This window comes from Moorella sp. E308F, assembly GCF_006538365.1.
Classification (GTDB): Bacteria; Bacillota; DSM-521; order Neomoorellales; family Neomoorellaceae; genus Neomoorella.
In genome coordinates, this window is the sequence record NZ_BJKN01000003.1 from 252,302 (window position 1) to 267,954 (window position 15,653).

20 protein-coding genes are annotated in these 15,653 nt (G+C 52.3%); 14 read left to right on the forward strand and 6 right to left on the reverse strand.

Going from position 1 to position 15,653, the window contains the following annotated elements; all coding sequences use genetic code 11:
• The first annotated feature begins 236 nt into the window (after nucleotides 1–236).
• Genes E308F_RS13940 through E308F_RS13955 form a run of 4 tightly spaced genes read left to right on the forward strand, consistent with a single transcriptional unit; the run spans nucleotide 237 to nucleotide 4,861 of the window.
• Nucleotides 237–1,283, forward strand: a complete 1,047-nt coding sequence (locus tag E308F_RS13940) for an ABC transporter permease (RefSeq protein ID WP_216363814.1) — start codon at nucleotides 237–239, stop codon at nucleotides 1,281–1,283.
• On the forward strand, nucleotides 1,283–2,218 hold the full coding sequence (locus tag E308F_RS13945) for an ABC transporter permease (RefSeq protein WP_141265517.1): 936 nt from the start codon (nucleotides 1,283–1,285) through the stop codon (nucleotides 2,216–2,218). The genes E308F_RS13940 and E308F_RS13945 overlap by 1 nt, the downstream gene beginning before the upstream one ends.
• 42 nt (nucleotides 2,219–2,260) lie before the next feature.
• Complete coding sequence (locus tag E308F_RS13950) at nucleotides 2,261–3,322, forward strand: BMP family lipoprotein (protein WP_141265518.1); 1,062 nt, start codon at nucleotides 2,261–2,263, stop codon at nucleotides 3,320–3,322.
• A gap of 12 nt (nucleotides 3,323–3,334) precedes the next feature.
• Nucleotides 3,335–4,861 carry an ABC transporter ATP-binding protein gene (locus E308F_RS13955; protein WP_141265519.1) on the forward strand — a complete coding sequence of 509 codons (1,527 nt, stop codon included), beginning with the start codon at nucleotides 3,335–3,337 and terminating at the stop codon, nucleotides 4,859–4,861.
• 126 nt (nucleotides 4,862–4,987) lie between these two features.
• Here the strand turns inward: E308F_RS13955 and E308F_RS13960 are convergent, their stop codons facing one another.
• Nucleotides 4,988–5,500: a hypothetical protein gene (locus tag E308F_RS13960; RefSeq protein WP_141265520.1), complete on the reverse strand. Its 513-nt coding sequence runs from the start codon at nucleotides 5,498–5,500 to the stop codon at nucleotides 4,988–4,990.
• Nucleotides 5,497–5,853, reverse strand: coding sequence for a nucleotidyltransferase family protein (locus E308F_RS13965; RefSeq protein ID WP_141265521.1), 357 nt, complete (start codon nucleotides 5,851–5,853; stop codon nucleotides 5,497–5,499). Before E308F_RS13965 ends, E308F_RS13960 begins: the two co-directional genes overlap by 4 nt.
• A gap of 192 nt (nucleotides 5,854–6,045) precedes the next feature.
• Here E308F_RS13965 and E308F_RS13970 point away from each other — a divergent pair, with 192 nt between their 5' ends.
• Genes E308F_RS13970 through E308F_RS13980 form a run of 3 tightly spaced genes read left to right on the forward strand, consistent with a single transcriptional unit; the run spans nucleotide 6,046 to nucleotide 9,547 of the window.
• Nucleotides 6,046–7,584, forward strand: a complete 1,539-nt coding sequence (locus E308F_RS13970) for an HlyD family secretion protein (RefSeq protein ID WP_216364561.1) — start codon at nucleotides 6,046–6,048, stop codon at nucleotides 7,582–7,584.
• A 5-nt stretch (nucleotides 7,585–7,589) separates the two neighbouring features.
• The gene (locus E308F_RS13975) at nucleotides 7,590–8,339 is read left to right on the forward strand and encodes an ABC transporter ATP-binding protein (protein ID WP_141265523.1); all 750 of its coding nucleotides are present in this window, start codon (nucleotides 7,590–7,592) and stop codon (nucleotides 8,337–8,339) included.
• Nucleotides 8,336–9,547 (forward strand): ABC transporter permease, encoded by a 1,212-nt coding sequence (locus tag E308F_RS13980; RefSeq protein WP_141265524.1) that lies wholly within the window; start codon nucleotides 8,336–8,338, stop codon nucleotides 9,545–9,547. Before E308F_RS13975 ends, E308F_RS13980 begins: the two co-directional genes overlap by 4 nt.
• Nucleotides 9,548–9,567: 20 nt before the next feature.
• On the opposite strand, the gene E308F_RS13985 is transcribed toward E308F_RS13980, so the two are convergent.
• On the reverse strand, nucleotides 9,568–9,780 hold the full coding sequence (locus E308F_RS13985) for a hypothetical protein (RefSeq protein WP_141265525.1): 213 nt from the start codon (nucleotides 9,778–9,780) through the stop codon (nucleotides 9,568–9,570).
• Between the two features lie 45 nt (nucleotides 9,781–9,825).
• Between E308F_RS13985 and E308F_RS13990 the strand changes: the two genes are divergently transcribed.
• Nucleotides 9,826–10,968 (forward strand): stalk domain-containing protein, encoded by a 1,143-nt coding sequence (locus E308F_RS13990; protein WP_172613963.1) that lies wholly within the window; start codon nucleotides 9,826–9,828, stop codon nucleotides 10,966–10,968.
• A gap of 154 nt (nucleotides 10,969–11,122) precedes the next feature.
• On the opposite strand, the gene E308F_RS13995 is transcribed toward E308F_RS13990, so the two are convergent.
• Complete coding sequence (locus tag E308F_RS13995) at nucleotides 11,123–11,404, reverse strand: hypothetical protein (protein ID WP_141265526.1); 282 nt, start codon at nucleotides 11,402–11,404, stop codon at nucleotides 11,123–11,125.
• 226 nt (nucleotides 11,405–11,630) lie between these two features.
• Here E308F_RS13995 and E308F_RS14000 point away from each other — a divergent pair, with 226 nt between their 5' ends.
• Nucleotides 11,631–12,026, forward strand: a complete 396-nt coding sequence (locus E308F_RS14000; protein WP_141265527.1) for a Gfo/Idh/MocA family protein — start codon at nucleotides 11,631–11,633, stop codon at nucleotides 12,024–12,026.
• Nucleotides 12,027–12,056: 30 nt separating this feature from the next.
• Complete coding sequence (locus tag E308F_RS15980; RefSeq protein WP_172613395.1) at nucleotides 12,057–12,233, forward strand: hypothetical protein; 177 nt, start codon at nucleotides 12,057–12,059, stop codon at nucleotides 12,231–12,233.
• On the opposite strand, the gene E308F_RS16680 is transcribed toward E308F_RS15980, so the two are convergent.
• The gene (locus E308F_RS16680) at nucleotides 12,230–12,385 is read right to left on the reverse strand and encodes a YvrJ family protein (protein WP_141265703.1); all 156 of its coding nucleotides are present in this window, start codon (nucleotides 12,383–12,385) and stop codon (nucleotides 12,230–12,232) included. The two genes, E308F_RS15980 and E308F_RS16680, sit on opposite strands and share 4 nt — an antisense overlap.
• Before the next feature lie 712 nt (nucleotides 12,386–13,097).
• Here E308F_RS16680 and E308F_RS15985 point away from each other — a divergent pair.
• From E308F_RS15985 to E308F_RS16320, 4 genes are all read left to right on the forward strand, one after another.
• Nucleotides 13,098–13,268 (forward strand): hypothetical protein, encoded by a 171-nt coding sequence (locus tag E308F_RS15985; protein ID WP_172613964.1) that lies wholly within the window; start codon nucleotides 13,098–13,100, stop codon nucleotides 13,266–13,268.
• A 14-nt stretch (nucleotides 13,269–13,282) separates the two neighbouring features.
• Entirely contained in the window at nucleotides 13,283–13,903 is a 621-nt protein-coding gene (locus tag E308F_RS14010) for a hypothetical protein (protein WP_141265528.1), read from the forward strand.
• A gap of 385 nt (nucleotides 13,904–14,288) precedes the next feature.
• Nucleotides 14,289–14,576 (forward strand): hypothetical protein, encoded by a 288-nt coding sequence (locus E308F_RS14015; RefSeq protein WP_172613965.1) that lies wholly within the window; start codon nucleotides 14,289–14,291, stop codon nucleotides 14,574–14,576.
• A gap of 418 nt (nucleotides 14,577–14,994) precedes the next feature.
• Entirely contained in the window at nucleotides 14,995–15,207 is a 213-nt protein-coding gene (locus tag E308F_RS16320; RefSeq protein ID WP_216364563.1) for a hypothetical protein, read from the forward strand.
• A 41-nt stretch (nucleotides 15,208–15,248) separates the two neighbouring features.
• Here E308F_RS16320 and E308F_RS14025 read toward each other — a convergent pair whose 3' ends face one another.
• Nucleotides 15,249–15,596 carry a transposase gene (locus E308F_RS14025; RefSeq protein WP_141304235.1) on the reverse strand — a complete coding sequence of 116 codons (348 nt, stop codon included), beginning with the start codon at nucleotides 15,594–15,596 and terminating at the stop codon, nucleotides 15,249–15,251.
• Nucleotides 15,597–15,653: the final 57 nt, after the last annotated feature.

Genomic DNA, 15,653 nt, shown 5'->3' on the forward strand with positions numbered 1-15,653 from the left:
CGGCACCCCTCCTTCAAAATTGGAACGGGCTGCCTGCGATAAAGGCGCAGCTGAAAAATTATTTTAAACCCCACCCTGGTTTAGCAGGAATAAAGATAAGTAAGTAGAATACATTAACACTAACATTAAAATTTTAACCATTATTAATGGGGAGTGGACGTGTGAATAATCAAACATCTAAATCGTGGCTTATACAAACATTAATCCTGCTAGGTGCTTTAGCAGGCGCCCTGCTGGTGGGCGCTGTGCTTCTGATTATAGCCGGGTCGGACCCCATAAAGGCTTACAGCGTTATGTTCGCCGGCCCCATCGGCAGCCAATTCGGCATCACGGAAACCCTGGTACGCGCTACTCCCTTGCTTTTAGTGGGGCTGGGTATAGTCATATCTTTCCGCAGCGGTATCCTCAACATCGGCGGGGAGGGGCAAATACTCGTTGGAGCTGTAACGGCCGCCGCCGTGGCCCTGGCCCTCCCCGACTGGCCTAAGGTTATCCTTTTACCCCTGGTTTTGCTGGCCGGCTGTGTGGCCGGCGGCATCTGGGGCGGCATCGCCGGCTGGTTAAAAGCCCGCCTGGCGGTAAACGAGATTTTGAGCACCGTCATGCTAAACCAAATCGCCCTGCAGCTCTACCTTTACCTGATAAGGGGACCGTTGATCGACCCCCAGGAGGTGGCCTATGGTACCGGCGTGCCGCAGACAGGCCTGGTGCCCAGGCAGGTTTGGCTGGCCCGTTTAATACCGGGTATGCGCTTGCATACGGGCTTTATCCTGGCGCTTGTCCTGGCCGTCCTGGTGTATATTTTTCTCTGGCGCACAACCATCGGCTACCGCATGCGGGCCGTCGGCGCGGGGCCAGAGGCCGCGCGTTACGGCGGCATCAGGGTAGAATTTTACCTTATTTTGGCTATCGCCCTGGCCGGCGCCCTGGCCGGCCTGGCAGGGGCGGTGGAAGTGCTGGGAGTCCACCATCGCGCCCTGGAGTCCCTTTCGGCCGGGTACGGGTTCAGCGGGATCGTAGCAGCCCTTTTCGGACGCCTCCATCCCCTGGGCACAATACCGGCCGCCATCCTGATAGGCGCCCTTATTTTAGGGGCCGACATGATGCAGCGGGCCGTTCACGTGCCGGCAGCCATAGTTATGGCCATCCAGGGCCTCGTCATCCTGTTTGTCGTATCCAGCGACCTCCTGCTGCGGAAACCCGAACTGCTGGCACGTATATTTACCCGCCATATTTTTCCCAGTTCCAAACAGGCAAAGGAGGAGGCAGGCACCGGATTATAATGGAAGACGTCATCAGTCAAGGACTAATAGTTGGCATACTGGCTACGGGGATTCGCCTGGCTACCCCCTTTTTACTGGCAGCCCTGGGGGAAATGTTTACCCAGCGCTCAGGAGTGTACAACCTCGGTATTGAAGGCATTATGCTCATGGGAGCCTTTATGGGATTTTTCGTAACCTGGCGCACCGGCAATATTTATCTCGGCATCCTGATCAGCTTAATCGTCGGCGCCCTTATGGGCCTGCTCATGGGTATAGTAAGCATAACTTTCAAGGCTGAACAGGGTATAAGCGGCATCGGTTTATACATGTTCGGCTGGGGGCTATCCGGGCTGCTCTTCCGGCTGTACGTAGGAGCCATAACCACCATTGAGGGTTTGCGGCCTGTCAAAATTCCCGGGCTGGGAGATATCCCCTATATTGGGACCATATTTTTCAACCACAACTGGCTTGTGTACCTGGCTTATATTCTGGTCCCCATATCCTGGATTGTACTCTATAAAACCACCTGGGGGCTGAAGGTCAGGGCAGTAGGTACCACCCCGGAAGCGGCCGATACCCTGGGTGTCAGCGTAGACGGCATCCGTTACCAGTGCCTGATCCTGGGGAGCATGCTGGCGGGCCTTGCAGGAGCCTATCTCACGGTGGGCCAGGCCAACATGTATGCCGACTATATAACTGCCGGCAGGGGGTTTATTGCCGTAGCCCTGGTTTACTTCGGCCGCTGGAGCCCCTTTGGCATCCTGGCCGGCTCGCTGCTTTTCAGCATGGCGGATTCCTTCCAGCAGTGGGTGCAGGTGCTGGGCATCAGCGTGCCCTACGAGCTGGCGGTAATCCTGCCGTATGTAATCACAATAATGGCCCTGGCTGTATCCTTCGGCCGCGTCTGGGCGCCTGCGGCCTTGGGCAGGCCCTACGAACGCGGGACCCGGGGGTAAAAGCATTATTTTAGCTTGGTAATAAGAAGGGGGATTTATGGCATGAAGAAATGGAAGCGAATCTTAACTATCCTGGCGGCTGTCGTGCTGCTGGCCGCGCTGTCCGCCTGCGGCAACAAATCGGCAGTCGACACGGCGAAAGAAGGGCAGGAAAAGAATCCGGAGAAGGTGCGCATCGCCCTGGTCCTGCCCAGCACGGTGGACGATATGGCCTGGAGCCAGTCTATGTATGAAGGCCTGAAAGCTGTGCAGGAAAAAATGGGTAAAGATAAGGTGGAGATTGCCGTGAGCGAAAGGCTGGGCAACGCCGTCGACGCCGGGGCGGCCATACGCCAGTATGCCAGCCAGGGGTATGACATTGTGATCGCCCACGGCGCCCAGTACCAGAGCGTGCTGCAGGAGATCGCGGCCGATTTTCCCAAGACCACCTTTGCCTACGGCACCGGATACCAGACGGCACCCAACATCTTTGCCTACGATCCCCAGGCCCAGGAAGGCGGGTATCTGCTGGGGATACTGGCGGCCAAGATGACCAAATCCGGGATTACGGGAATTGTCGGCCCGGTAGAATCCGGGGATGCCATCAAGTACAACTACGGTTTCCAGCAGGGCGTGGCGGCCGCCAAACCTGAAGTCAAAGTCCGCATCGCCTACACCGGTTCCTTTAACGATATCGTAGGCGCGGGAGAACTGGCCAAGGTGCATATGGATGCCGGCGCGGATATTCTGACGGGTTCTTCCCAGCAGGCCGTGGGCGCCATCCGGGCGGTGGCCGGGCGCAGCGGCAAGTACTGGCTGTCCACCGATATGGATCAATCCAGCATAGCCCCTGATACGGTCCTGGCCGCCCAGGTTTATCAATGGGAAAAGGTAGTCACCAAAATGATAGATTTAAGGCAGCAGGGGGTTCTGGGCGGCCAGCACCTGGTGCTGTCCATCGCCGACGGCACTTTAGAGCTTAAATATAACCCCAAGCTGGCCGATAAGATACCGCAGGAAGCCAAAGACGCCGTGGAAAAAGCCCGGCAGGCCATTGCCAGCGGCAGCCTGAAAATAGAGCTTCCCAAGGAACAGCCCAAGAAGGAAGAACAGCAGAAAAAGTAAAGGGGAAACCGGATGGCAGGAGAAATCAGGCATCTGGCAATGCGCGGGATTACCAAAAGGTTTCCCGGGGTACTGGCCAACGATCATGTCGACCTGGAAATACGAGCCGGGGAGGTACTGGCCCTTTTAGGGGAGAATGGGGCCGGCAAGAGCACCTTGATGAGCATCCTTTACGGCCTTTACCAGCCGGATGAGGGCGAAATCCTGGTCAACGGCCGGCCGGTAAAGATAACTTCTCCCCGGGTGGCCCTGGAGCTCGGCATCGGGATGGTGCACCAGCATTTTATGCTGGTGCCCACCCTTACGGTGGCCGAAAACGTGGCCCTGGGCCTGCCGTCTCCTAAAGGGGCTTTCCTGGATCTCAAGGCGGTCAGCCGAAAGATCAAGGAAATTTCCAACACCTACGGCCTGGCCGTCAACCCGGACGCTTACGTCTGGCAGCTGAGTGTAGGCGAACAGCAGCGGGTGGAGATAGTCAAGGTGCTTTACCGCGGGGCCAGCCTGCTCATATTGGACGAACCCACTGCTGTCCTTACCCCGCAAGAAGCCGGCGAATTAATCGCGCTGCTGAAAAATATGGCCAGGCAGGGGCGGCCGGTAGTATTTATCAGCCATAAGTTAAATGAAGTCATGGCCGTCAGCGATAGAGTAACGGTGCTGCGGGACGGCAGGGTAGCAGCCGTGCGGAAGACTTGTGCAACCTCGCCCCAGGAGCTGGCCCGGCTCATGGTAGGACGGGATATGACTCCTCCGGCAGCCAGGAAGCGGCGTCCTCCGGGGAAAACCGTCCTGGAGCTTAAGGAAGTCTGGGCCAACGGCGATAAAGGGACTCCGGCCCTGCGGGGGATATTTTTAGAAGTCAGGCAGGGAGAAATCCTGGGCCTGGCGGGGGTCTCCGGTAACGGGCAAAAGGAACTGGCGGAAGTTATAAGCGGCCTGAGAAAAGCAACTAAAGGCCGGATCCTTTTGGACGGGAAGGATATCACCAATTGGCCTCCGGAGAAGATTATCAAGCAGGGGCTGGGATATATCCCTGAGGATAGAATGCATGTAGGTACCATACCTTCCTTTGCCGTGTGGGAAAACCTGATCCTCAAAGACCACTGCCGGCCGCCTTATGCCAAAGGGATTTTCCTGCATAACCAGGGTATAAGATCGCGGGCCGCTGCGCTGGTGGAGAGCTTTGGCGTCAAAACCCCCGGCCTGGATACCCCGACCGGCCGCCTTTCCGGGGGTAATATCCAGCGGGTAATCTTGGCGCGAGAGATTACGCGTAATCCTTCCGTACTGGTGGCGGCCTATCCCGCCCGGGGGCTGGATATAGGAGCTACCGAATACGTCCGCCTGAAGCTCATGGAAGCCAGGGACAAGGGAATGGGGGTACTCCTCATTTCTGAGGACCTGGAAGAAATTATGACCTTATCCGACCGCATTGCCGTAATATATGAGGGACAGCTCATGAGGGTCATGGACGCGGGAGACGCCGACGAACGCTCATTAGGGCTCCTTATGGCCGGCATCCGGCAGGAGGCTTCTTAAGTTTTCGCTTGCGGCGAACCTTAAACGCGGTGTAAGGGCCCAAGCGGGTTTCAGGCTGTTGGCCAGGCAACAGGTCGACAGCCTTTCTTTTACGCCGTCTTATCCCCTTGCCGGCCACAGGCATCCTTAATTAACGCTTCGCCGGATAATCTCGTACATCTGCTTGATAAAACCGTCAACCTCGTTCTTCAAACGCTGGTCCACTTCGGGCAACCTGTTGAGCAGCGGTTCCAGCCTTTCCGGTATTAAATTAAAACCATAGATATTGCGAACCAGGTGCCGGAATTTACGGTATTCATCAAGTAAAGCAAAAGTCGTCCGGGTGATTACGGCCGGCCTGATACCGTTTATATCCAGCTTCATCTGCCGGAGCAAATCCTTATGCCATTCCTGACCGGAGGGCAGGCTGCCGTCTACCGCCTTAGCGATTTCCTCAAACATATTTTCAATACCGGTATAGTAGTCAAGTAGGACCGAAGCCAGGGCTCGCAAAGTAAACTCATCCGCCTGCCGTAGGCTTATCTCCTGCTGTGGTGTGGCCCAGAATCCCCTGGCCTGTAAGGTTTTCTTTAGCCGCTCCAGGTTTTCTTTTTCTTCATTAAGCCTTGCCTCCAGGATGAGCAGATCCCGCAATTTCATGCCAATTTCACCCCCTTTTCAGCAACTTTCCGGCGCAGGGATTCCGGTGCCTCTTCCTCGCAGAGCAGGTTCAACTCGAAAGGACCGGCTATGTTTTCAGCCTGAACCTGCATTTGCCAGTAGTGTTCCTTATCTTTAAAACCCCGTATCAGCATGTCAATATCGGAATGGCTGTTAAAGCCGCCCCAGGCAAGAGAGCCGAATAAATATACCTCGTCAACACCATACTTTTCCTTAAGCCATTTAGCCACGGCCCGGGCCCTGGCCTGGGCTTCCGCCTGCCGCTGACTGGCCAATAACTGATCCTCGGCCATAACCATCCGGCGCATAGACATAAAATCAATGGGCTCCATGTTGCCCTCACCACCCTGGATTATATTCCATACTCCTCAGCTCTAACTATACCCTGAATCCGCGATAACAACAAGACATTTCCTTGGACCGATGATGAGGCTGGGGAAAAGTAGGGTTCGTTTATTAAATGGAGATCGCCCCTAACAATTCTTAGAAATTTTTAAGGTTTGACCACCGGCTTCCTGCTATAATTGGAAATTAGATATACCGGCAGCGCGGCAGCAGGAGAGGAGATTGACATGACAGCAGGTGCAGTCCCTGTAGCGCCCCCCCGTCCCAAAAAGCTCAAGTGGCTGCTGGGGGTTTGTTTATTTTTGCTTCTGGGCGGCGCCTTTCTGTGGTGGCAGCACGGGCGCCGGGTGCAGGTGACATACATAACATTGCCCGCCAGTCAGGGCAGCATCGTCAACACCATCAACGCCACCGGCACCATCGAGCCGGTCAAGAGCGTGAACCTGGGCTTTAAAAACAGCGGCATCATCAAAGCCATCTACGTCAAGCCCGGAGACGTCGTGAAAGCGGGCCAGGTCCTGGCCAGCCAGGACACCACCGACCTGGAGGCGCAGCTGGCCCAGGCCCGGGCCAATCTCAATAGCGCCCTGGCCAACCTGCAGGAACTCGAAGCCGGCCCCCTGCCCACGGACATCGCCCAGGCGGAGGCCAACGTGGAAGCCGCCCGGGCGGCATATAACAACGCCCAGGCCACGGTAGAGCGCAATCAGGCCCTGTACGAGGCCGGGGCGCTGTCCAAAGCAGAGCTGGACAGCGCCATCACCAACCGCGATTCCGCCGCCGCCAAGCTGCGCCAGGCTGAGGCGGCCCTGGAAGCTTTGAAGAACGGCAGCCGGCCGGAAGACATCGCCGCGGCGCGGGCGCAGGTGGAGGCCGCCCGGGTGCAGGTGACCCTGGCCCAGAGTAACCTTGACAGCGCCCAGCTCCGCGCCCCCTGGGACGGCATCGTCAGTGCCGTCAACGGCGAGGTGGGCTACCGCGTGGGCAGCAGCACGGACAACACCAGCTCCAGTTTTATTACCATGATTACCCCGGCCCTGCAGCTGCGGGCCCAGGTGAACGAGGCCGACATCAACAAAGTAAAGATCGGCCAGAAGGTAACCTTCACCGTCAACGCCGTGCCCGGCCGGGAGATGTCCGGGCAGGTGGCCTGGATCGCCCCCCAGGCCGAGACCGTATCCAACGTCCAACTCTATGACGTGGTTATATCCATAGACGAGGGTCTGCCCCTGAAGGCCGGCATGACGGCCAGCGTCAACATCATCATCGCCCGCAAGGACAACGTCCTCACCGTGCCCAGGGCGGCCCTATCTTTTGCCAGCAGCTACCAGAACAGCAGCAGTAAAAACGGCAGCCCTGCCAACAGCACAGCGGCGGGTAGCTTTGGCAGCGCGGCAGGCCAGCGCGGCGGGCAGGGAGGCACATCTTCCGGCGTCGGTACCGGTACGGGGAAGAGCGAGGTAAGCGCTGAAGAACCCGGCGCCAGCCGGGCCCTTGTGCTGGTCCTGGAAAACGGCCGCCCGGTACCCCGCCAGATCGTCACCGGCCTGAGCGACGAGAGCAGCGTGGAAGTCGTGAGCGGGCTGCAGCCCGGCGAGGCGGTAATCATCGGCACCAGCACATCCGCCAGATCGTCCACCGGCACCCAGACCAGGTCGTTCTTCGGCCCCGCACCCATGCAGAACCGGCAGCCGGCCCGGACGACCCAGGGGAGGTAACCGGCGTGGGCGCGCCAGTAATCCAGCTGCAGGGGGTAACCAGGATCTACGCCAACGGTGAAAACCGCGTGCACGCCCTGCGGGGGATCGATTTAGAAATCGCCGCCGGGGAGATGGTAGCCGTCATGGGCGCCTCCGGGTCAGGCAAATCCACCCTCATGCACATCCTGGGCTGCCTGGACAAACCCACCAGCGGACGCTACCTGCTCCACGGCCAGGACGTCACCAGGCTGGCACCGGACCAGCTGGCCTACATCCGCAATCGGCAGATTGGTTTCGTCTTCCAGAGCTTCAACCTCATCGGCAACATGACGGCCTGGGAAAACGTCGCCCTGCCCCTAATCTACGCCGGCGTCCCCCGGCGAGAAATGCAGGCCAGGGCACTTACCGCCCTGCGGCAGGTAGGGCTGGAAGGGAGAGAAAACCACCTGCCGTCCCAGCTGTCCGGAGGCCAGCAGCAGCGGGTAGCCATCGCCCGCGCCCTGGTGAACGATCCGGCCATCATCCTGGCCGACGAGCCCACCGGCGCGCTAGATACCCGGACGAGCGTCGAGGTGATGGCCATTTTCCAGCGCCTGCACCGCGAGCGCGGCCTGACGGTCGTCATCGTCACCCATGAGCCCGACATCGCCGCCTACTGCCGGCGGCTGGTACGAGTACGGGACGGCCTGATCGTCGCCGATGAGGTCATAGAACAGCCGCGGCAGGCGGAAAAAGAGCTGGCGGCAGTGCCGGCAGGGGAGGGGAAAGGATGAATCTCAGGGCGGCGCTGGCCGTAGCCTGGCGCGGGCTGCTGGCCAACAAGATGCGCTCCTTACTGACCATGCTGGGCATCATCATCGGCGTAGCGGCAGTAATCGTCATGGTCAGCATCGGCCAGGGGGCAACGGCCCAGGTAACAGAAAGGATAGCCCGCATGGGTTCCAACATATTGATGGTGCGGCCGGGGCTGGGGTTTGGACCGGTGCGCGGCGCCGCCGGGATCGAAAGCCTTACCCTGGACGACGCCACGGCCATAGCCGGCCTGCCGCTGGTGCAGAACGTCGCCCCGGAACTCAACCAGCAGGTGACGGCCGCCGCCGGCAGCCAGACCTGGAGCACCACCGTCAAAGGCACCAGCGCTTCTTACCCGGAAATAAGAAACCTGGAGACAGCAGTCGGCTCCTTTTTCACCCCCGAAGACACCGAACGAGCCGCCCTGGTAGCCGTGTTAGGGCCGACAGTAGAGGCAAACCTCTTTCCAGACGACAGCAGCGCCGTCGGCCGGACCATCACCCTCAATAATCTAAGATTTACCGTAATCGGTGTGCTGGCGGAGCAGGGCGGCGGCATGGGAGGCCAGGATCAGGACGACATGATCTACATTCCCATCACCACCGCCCAGCAGCGCTTCACCGGCAGGCAGAACGTCCAGGTCATCAACGTCCAGGCCCGGGATGCCGCAAGCCTCAATACGGTGCAGGAAGAAATCGCTGCCCTGCTGCGGCAGCGGCACCGCCTCAGTAGCCAGCAGGAAGACGACTTCAATATCCAGAACATGACGGCCATCATGGAGACGGTAGCCGACACCACCAAAACCATGACCCTGCTGCTGGCCGGCGTGGCGGCGGTATCCCTGCTGGTGGGCGGCATCGGCATCATGAACATCATGCTGGTGTCCGTCACCGAGCGCACCCGGGAGATCGGCATCCGCATGGCCGTCGGTGCCACCAGCGGGGCCATCCTCACCCAGTTTCTCATCGAAGCCCTGGTATTGAGCCTGGCCGGCGGCGTGATCGGGATGCTGGCCGGCCTCGCCGGCAGCCGCCTGGTAGCCGTTCTGGCCGGCTGGCCGGCAGTCATCGCCCCAGCCTCCATCCTGCTGGCCATCGGTTTTTCGGCCCTGGTGGGGATATTCTTCGGCTACTACCCGGCCCGCAAAGCCGCAACTTCCAACCCCATCGAAGCCCTGCGGTACGAGTAGACTTAAAAAGCCCCCTGCAGTCACAGGGGGCTCAATTTATCTTCCCGGCGGAGGATTATGACGTCACCCTTGCGATCGATGAGCTGTGCGGCGACAGTACTGCCGCCTGGCTCTACCAGCAGGTAGCAGCTGTTTTTTTCACGGCAGACAGTACCGCGGGCGGAAAGTTTACAAAAGGTTTCCCGGCGGCGCTGGAGGGCAAAAATCGAAATTTTAACAGAAGGATTTTCCAAATGAGGAAAGAATATTTTAAATAAATCTCTTAAAGGAGGTTTTTTATGATCAAAAAGTATTTTTTCCTCGTGTTTGCGTTGTTCTTCTTTATAGCCCTGGGTGGGGCAAATGCGGTAGCGGCAGACATCGATGCCAGACCGCTTGTAGTCCAGGGAGCGATGGATCTGGAGATACAAGAACTGGTGAAAGCATTGGATAACCCCAAAGAAATAACCTTTGGCAGCTGGACTTTTTGGCAAGGAACGATTGACAATCTTCCAGTTGTTGTTTCCCGTACTGAAGTAGGTATTACTAACGCTGCCGCCGCTACGCTCTTGGCTATTGAGAAATTTCATCCTTGGGCTATAATCAACCAGGGAACATCAGGGGGCCACGACCCTTCTTTACACCGTTTTGATATTGTCTTAGGAGAAAAGGCCATTAATTACGGAAAGTTCAAGTCTAACCACCGGGATTATGGGCAGGGCACTAATCCTCTGGAGTGGATACCAGAAGATGTAAAATTGAATTTGGATGGCAAGAGGATAAGTTTTCACGGTTTTGAGGGCGACCAGGAATTATTGAAGATAGCCGAAAGTGTAGCCAGTAGCTATCAATACGGTCGGGTTGTCAGGGGAGTAATTGGCACTGCAGATGAATGGAACCGGGAACTAGATCGTATAAAATGGGCGCATGAACGACTTGGTACTTCAGTAGAAGAAATGGAAACAGCATCGGCGGCTCAAGTTGCCCGGGCATACAATATACCTTTTCTTGGTATTCGCATCTTATCCAATAGCGAACCCCAAAATGAAAACTGGGATCCCAAGGCAGGGGCCTATTGCCAGGAATATGTCTTGCAAGTGATTAAAGCCATAGCAAAAACAAAGAATTTGCAGGATTTAACACCTAACTTCAAAGTTTTCATTGACGGTTCTGAGGTTAATTTAAAACATACTCCCTTTGCCATTAATGACGTTGTATACCTGCCTGTCAGAGAAGTTTTCACCAGAATGGGCGGAACAGTCGCTTGGGATAATGAACAACGCTTAGCTTGGGTTAAATTAAAAGATAAAGATATAGTTATTAAAGCAACGAGTGAGGGCTTGTTGCGAGATAGCATCCTATATATGCCGGTTCCCATGATAGCTCAGTCAACTGATTACCATTTAATACTTAATGACTATGAAGTACGCCTTTACCGTTAAAAAAGAAGCACAAAGGTAATCACCCCCCCTGCATTGAGGGGGGTGATTTTTGCCGAAAAGGGCTTATACCGGGCGCTAAGGATGGTTAATAAAACATGAAAATGAAAAAGGGTATATGAGCCCAGGACAACTATTTAGCTAGTGAAATAAAAGATTAAGCTTCACTTATTGAAAGCTCCATTAAAATCAAAAAGGCGATACTGGTGATCTGGTTAACCAATTCCTTATAAAACTTACGCTCCTGGCGCCATATTTTATTTTTTTCGATAAAGGCGTTTATCAGGTCCTCGACGGGGCCGACGATAATTATTGCCAGGGCAATATATAGCGGTATCCGGGAACGGCCACTTAATAATTTCGCGAAACATTCGATTACAACTATAGTCCCTAAGAGGTAAGAAAGAGAGCCGAGAATTTTGTTTATATCATCAGTCATATAAAATCACCTGGTATAATTTACCTCATACAGGTATATTATTCTTGACTATGTAAGAAGGTGTTAAACTAGCGGGGTGCTGCTAAAACTTAATAACAGATATAAGAGAATTACATAAGTTTTTACTTTAGCGTAGTCAAGGAGATGAAGGGATGAAGATAAGGATCTTTAGTTTTGCCCATATGCATGCCTACAGTTACGCCGGCGCCCTTACCCGCCTGCCTGGGTGGAGTTCGCTGGCCTAGCGGACGACGACGCCGGGCGGGGCCGCGCTGCCGCCGGGCAGTTTGGCACTCGTTACTTCCCTACGATTGACACCCTCCTAGAAACAGATATCGACGGGGTTATCATCTGTTCCGCCAATGCCGAACACGCCCGCCTGGCCCTGGACGAAGCAGCCCATGGCAAGCATATCCTATGCGACAAAGCCATTGCTACCACCGTCGAAGATGCCACCCGCATGATCGCTGCCTGCCGGGAAAACAAGGTGGGCATTGCCTTTCCCTGCCGCTTTCACCTGGCGGCGCGACGGCTGCGCCAGGAAATCCAGGCCGGTAAGCTGGGCCGGGTGGTAGCCATCCGCGCTGCCAATCACGGCTCGGTGTCGCCGGCAGGTTTTTAGACCGGGAAAAGGCCGGAGGCGCTGTCCAGCATGACGACGGCCAGAGACTTTTCCTTGCAGGACGGTATCATCGTCCTGCCGGACCGGTTAATCGCCGGCGGTACTTTAACGATCTTTTATCGTCGGCCGCCTGATCTACGTAAAGCCCGGGGTAAAAGAAAGATACAAAATGTTATATTGACTAGCCACGATGGGTACGATTTTTAACATCGCTCGGATAGCAGCGTTGCGCAGGTTATTTCCCCGGTAGATCCATAGCCGGGCGCGGTTCTGCCCAGGGTTTGGGCCAGGTCGTGAATGGCCGCCGTCAGGTCGTCGAGTTTTTTCTCCACCCTGACTAAGAGGTATATCCTTCTGATATTATTTTGGAAAGGCTACAGGGTAGATTGACTAAGAAAACGAGAGGAATACAAAGGAAAAAATACTGCAGACATTTTATTTGTATCTTAACGATTATATGAACTCCTGTAGCTAATTTTTATGGTTTGATATGACAAACATGCTCGGTTTCCGGTTGAAACAAAGAGATGATCAGAACCAGGCATCGTTATTCTAGGATACCTATCACGAACAAATGACTATGGATATCCCACTTATACTTTTGACAGCAACTTGAGGGGATATATTGGGTTCATGTGAACTCTAGCAGTAGAAAAATTCATATTGAGATGGTAAATCCTAAGGGATAGGTCTAACCATATCCCTTTTAGCTTTTTTTCTACCGCCCGGCGCGTTGTTGCCAGGCAGTTTTTTATTACCTTCCTGGCGATATGAACTAGCTGTAACCCTATCCCTTTAAAATGTAATAAAGGTGTTACCCCCATCTCTCAACGCTTCCTGTAATTCGTCTGGCAAAAACCGTATTATATCCACCAAATCCCGCATTATATCCTGAGAATGGATCGGATTCAGTATGTTGGTGATAAAATTTAGATAAAAAAGGGGGTGATTCCTTTGGGTATTGAAGTTTAATATGAAAAATCCCACAATATTTTGTAGTTAAGGAATTCTCATTAGCGCATCCCAGCACATTAGGATACCGTAATATTAATATAGCAAGGAGGTTGTTTTATGCTAAAACGTAAATTAATGTTTAGCTTGTTCACGGTTTTGGCATTACTTTTTACTGCAATATGTTCAGCCCATGCCACAGAAAAATCTTTAAAAGAGCCTCGTGATTTTAGGCAATATTTAGAGCAACAAATATCCCTAAGTAATAATGCTAAACAGAAAAATCTCTAGAAATGATACTGGAGATGCAGAAAGTTACAGAAGAACAAATAAGAAGAAGCGTTAAAAAAACCGAACCCTCGGAATTACAAGCAGATGATGTAGATGTTTATCTTGGTAGTGACTGTGATTTTTATGCTGCTGAAGGAGGAGGCCGTGGTGGTAGCGGATTATATAGTGTAGATTTTGATTTGAATAATAATCGCAATCTGGTAAAGGTGTGGTCGGTGATTAACAATTCATCAGGTTGGGCATGGACCGGTAAAGTTTTCAAAGTAAACGGGACAGGCTCACAAATTGCTAGCTTTTCTATAGAAGGATATTACTCTGCATATCTTAATTTTGCACCGGACACTGGGGCTGTTAGTATTGGAGGGGTAGATTTTAAATTATATGATCTAACTGAAGACAGAGAAGTTGCATCTAAAAGCATAGCAACTTTTATCCCTCCATTTGATGGTAGTGGTCAAACTTTTACAGAAAATTATTCCCGGCCAAATGTTTTTCAGGTTGAACTTAAAGCAGGTCATTACTATCGAGCTTATTTAATAACTCAAGGTTATACTGTTATAAATGGTATATTTACCTCTTATGATCTTTCTACTAATAAATATAGTGATTGGTATCGCATACAGATAGACTTTTAATGTTTAGCTTAAAAAATTAACTTATGAAGGAGGGGGTATTTATCCCCCTAATTTTTTAAAGAAAACATATTAGGTCTATTACCAAACTGGAAGGAACCTGTAATCGGGAGATCGAATCATGATGAGGATGGATAATTATTAAAGATAGATGATGAGCAAAAATGATGAGCCAGAAGTCCAATGAAGCAAGCTGTTTTACTATTCAACCTGAAAGAAGGGGGTACCTCTAACCACTTTTAAAGAGCAGTTAACAAAGGACCTCAGTTTCTCAGTTTCATCTATAAACTTACTCATTCGTACTATAGCTTCACGAAGGCTTGGAGTGTCAACGCTTGGAAATTACCAAGAACTAATGTAAAAATTTAAGATATAAGAGGTGAATTTAGTGGATATTTTTAGCATGCCACTTGTGTTTATAGGGATTTTAATCTGCCATAAATATAAATACAATAACCTTTATCGTTATGCCACAAGGTTTTTTATTTTACTTGCCGTTTCGCAAATATTTATTTTAGCTCCAAGTCTCCTATATTCAACTGAGCTTTCACTGAAAACTACTTTATTTATTATGAATGTTTTTCGTTACTCAGGCTATATTTTAATTATTATTGCCTATATAATGCTTGTTTTGGGTTTCTGGTGCTATAAAAACAATAGAGGCGATAAATCATGATATTATTAGTATATATTATAATCTCTATTATAGCCATTACAGGAATGTATGTTTGCTATGCGCAGATTAAAAAGGACTTGATTTTTTGTTATGGAATATGGTTTTTTGCTCTGGTTGTATTTTATTACCTTATTAAGATAACTATACACTTTATCCCATTAAATTTATTTCTTAGAGGGGTAGGTATGTCTTATACTAATATTGGTATGGTGATATCAGGGATTCAAATTTTTAATAGCTTAATCTTATTTACAGCCTTTATAATCCTTATTGTTGGTTTTTCTCGATGTAAAAACTCCCTGTAGTGAACTCCCCCTAACCCGGGGTTAGGGTAGTATCCTGCATAGCAGCCTGGAGGAGGGCATATGATCTGATAGCCTGATGGCTGCTCCGGAAAAGCATTTCAAGCATAAGTTAAATGTTAGCTAAAACACGTTCTTTATTGCTACCGCCCGGCGCGTTGTTGCCAGGCGGTTTTTTATTACCTTCCTGGCGATATGAACTAGCTGCGGAATGCCTATCTATGACAGGGAAATTTAGGTTTATGGCGAATAATGACATAAAAAACAGTATAGAGAAAACCGGTCAGAACGCGCTTTTTATTGACTACATAGCCTATATCCCTTTGTAGTATATGCAGGTGCGGTTGGTCTAAAAGTTCCGCCTGCCTCTTTACTGAGATTTCGGGGTGATGACGCTCCACCATTTCACGTCTTTTGACGGCGCTCGTTGAGTTCGGCAGATTTTTTTCAACCAATTGACCTCTATGGTCAACTGGCCTATTTGCTTGATCAGTTCCTCCTTCTCGGCTTCATACTGCTTTCTCATCTTTTCCAGTTCGCTGGCGCCGCGGGTGAAAAGGGAAGGGAGGTTCTCTATGGCCTCAGCCTTCCATCGGTGTAGCTGGGTGGGGTGGACTTCGTATTGAGCAGCGATCTCGGCTACTGTCTTCTCCCCACGGAGCATTTCCAACACGATGTTTGCTTTTTGTTCAGCTGTAAATTTTTTTCTCTTTTCCATGTCACCATTATAGCTTAATTTTTTTGTTTTTGTGTCTTAACCTATGGGTCCATTATA